A 2,334-nucleotide genomic window follows, 5' to 3' on the forward strand; every position below is an offset into this window, starting at 1 on the left:
GACCTCAAGGGAAGCCGTGAAAAGGATGCATATCTCGGTCAGACTTTTCCTTTCAAGGTGCTCGAATACGAAGAAGACGGCCGTAACATTATTCTTTCACGAAGAGCCCTCCTGGAAGAGGAGCAGCAGATTAAACGTGACAATATCAGGCAGACCCTTGAAGTTGGAATGGAGCTAACCGGAACGGTTCGGTCCATTCAAAGATTTGGCGCCTTTGTTGACCTTGGCGGCATTGATGGCCTCATTCCTTTAAGCGAGATAGGATGGGAGAGAATTGAAAAACCAGAAGATGCCCTGTCTGTTGGGCAGGAAGTTACCGTAAAAATCATCGCCCTCGACTGGGTGAAAAACCGCCTCACCTTAAGCCTCAAGGCAACGCAACCGGATCCTTTTTTAAATGCAGCGGAAAAATATCCCGTTGATAGTCTGGTCTATGGAACGATTGTGAGTCTTGCACCATATGGCGCTTTTGTCAACCTTGAACCAGGAGTGGACGGGTTGATTCATATCTCAAAATTTGGTGCAGGGAGACGGATCAAACACCCCAAAGAAGTTGTTGAAGTGGGTCAGCTTGTAGAAGTCTATGTTCGGGAAGTAGATATTAAGAGCAAAAGAATATCCCTTTCCATGGAACAAAAACTGGAATCCGAAATGATTGCCATGCCTCAGGTCGGCGATATCCTTGACGGCATTGTGGGGAAAGCCTTACCATCCGGTGTGCTCCTGAAGATGAACAACGGGATAGCCGGTTTTATACCCAACTCAGAGATGGGTACCCCGCGTGGTACCAATCATAACAGGATGTTCCCTGTTGGAACGGGAATGCAGGTCATTGTAAAGGAAGTCGATGTAATCCGAAACAGGATGATCCTGAGCCGGAGTGGCGTGGCTGAAAAATTAGAGCAGGAAGAGCTTAACCAATACAGGGGTGAAGTCATGAAAGATGAGTCAACCGGAAGTGGTCTTGGAAACCTAGGAGAACTCCTAAGGGCTGCGATGGATAAGAACAACGAGACAAAAAAGCAGAAAGCAGGCGATAAAAAGGTCAAACCTCAGGCTTACAAGTAATCCACGTTTCATTGTTTACCATTATTTTCAAATACTGATCACGTTACCCCGCACAAAATCATTTGCATTATTCATTTCATGGGGTTAGAATCTTTTATAAAAGGGTAGGGGATTGAAATCACGCGGGACGAAGGACGATCGTCCCGCCTGAAGCGGGACTTGGACGAGGGACGAGGTACAAAACTCATTGCTCTGCGCCTTTTGCTCATTGCTAATGTTGGGGGGATGAAGGATGGAGGGGGAAAACTAATAATTCAACCTGACCCCATTATTTCTCCAATTACCTGCACTTTTATAATGATATACTTAAAAATAGGTATTACAAATAATTATTGACTTACATTTTCAAATAAGGTATACTTTTAAAAAATTGTTAGAAGGAGAAAATATGGATAAGACGATTGTTACAACAAAAGGTCAGGTAGTGATTCCATCAAAACTACGTCGAAAGCTGGGAATAAAGCAAGGGACTCAGGTTACCTTTTTTGAGAGAGATGGAGAAATAGTCATCAAGCCGATTACAGATGAATACATAAAAAAGATGGCCGGAATCACAGGTACAAAGGGAAAGCTCCTTAAGGCCTTGAAAGAAGAAAAGGCAAGGGAGCGCAAACTGTGAAGGTGGCGCTGAGGGTTCTCGATGCATATAGTCTCATAGCCTATCTTGAAGGTGAAAAAGGCACTGATACTATGATTGAGATTTTCAAATCAGCAAGGGATTCCGGTAAGAACCTTCTCCTTTCTGTAGTGAACTGGGGGGAAGTTTATTATATTACCTTAAGAGAAGAAGGGCAGAAACGCGCAGATGAAACCTCCCATCTTATATCAACCTTACCCATAGAAATAGTTCCGGTGGATTTAGAGATTACAAAGAAAGCTGCTGAATATAAGGCAACTAAAAAAATGTCCTATGCCGACTGTTTCGCAGCTGCATTAGCGAAACTCTGCAAAGCTGAATTGGTAACGGGTGATGAAGATTTCAAACAAGTGGAAAGTGAAGTAAAAATTTTATGGATATTTTAATTCTGTAACCACAGCTAAAAAAGTGGGTTTGATATGTGGATTTTCAAAGAGAGGCAGAAGGAGGGATTTAGAACGTGATCCGCATGATTTTTATGTAAAAGCATAGGCGTCGGTCCTTGACACAGGACAGGAAGGTCACAGGTTCAAATCTTCAAAAGTCAATCAATTGAGCTAATAGCTGATGGCTCGTAGCTCGTGGTATAGGTGTGTGACCCCCATATGCGGAGGTACATTGACGCACGG

General features: G+C 43.5%; 3 protein-coding genes. All 3 read left to right on the forward strand.

Translation table 11 applies throughout. The annotated features are described in order from the left end of the window. Nucleotides 1-1,068: S1 RNA-binding domain-containing protein (locus tag NTU69_10340; protein ID MCX5803908.1), on the forward strand; the 1,068-nt coding region annotated here is incomplete at its 5' end. Nucleotides 1,069-1,456: 388 nt separating this feature from the next. Further along, nucleotides 1,457-1,687: an AbrB/MazE/SpoVT family DNA-binding domain-containing protein gene (locus tag NTU69_10345; protein ID MCX5803909.1), complete on the forward strand. Its 231-nt coding sequence runs from the start codon at nucleotides 1,457-1,459 to the stop codon at nucleotides 1,685-1,687. Continuing rightward, nucleotides 1,684-2,091: a type II toxin-antitoxin system VapC family toxin gene (locus tag NTU69_10350; GenBank protein MCX5803910.1), complete on the forward strand. Its 408-nt coding sequence runs from the start codon at nucleotides 1,684-1,686 to the stop codon at nucleotides 2,089-2,091. Before NTU69_10345 ends, NTU69_10350 begins: the two co-directional genes overlap by 4 nt. Nucleotides 2,092-2,334 lie beyond the last annotated feature (243 nt).

This window comes from Pseudomonadota bacterium (assembly GCA_026388215.1).
GTDB lineage: Bacteria > Desulfobacterota > Syntrophorhabdia > Syntrophorhabdales > Syntrophorhabdaceae > JAPLKF01.

What these genes read in the sequence shown, in the direction of transcription:
- NTU69_10345 (MCX5803909.1), top strand. Translation starts at nt 1,457, where the DNA reads ATGGATAAGACGATTGTTACAACAAAAGGTCAGGTAGTGATTCCATCA.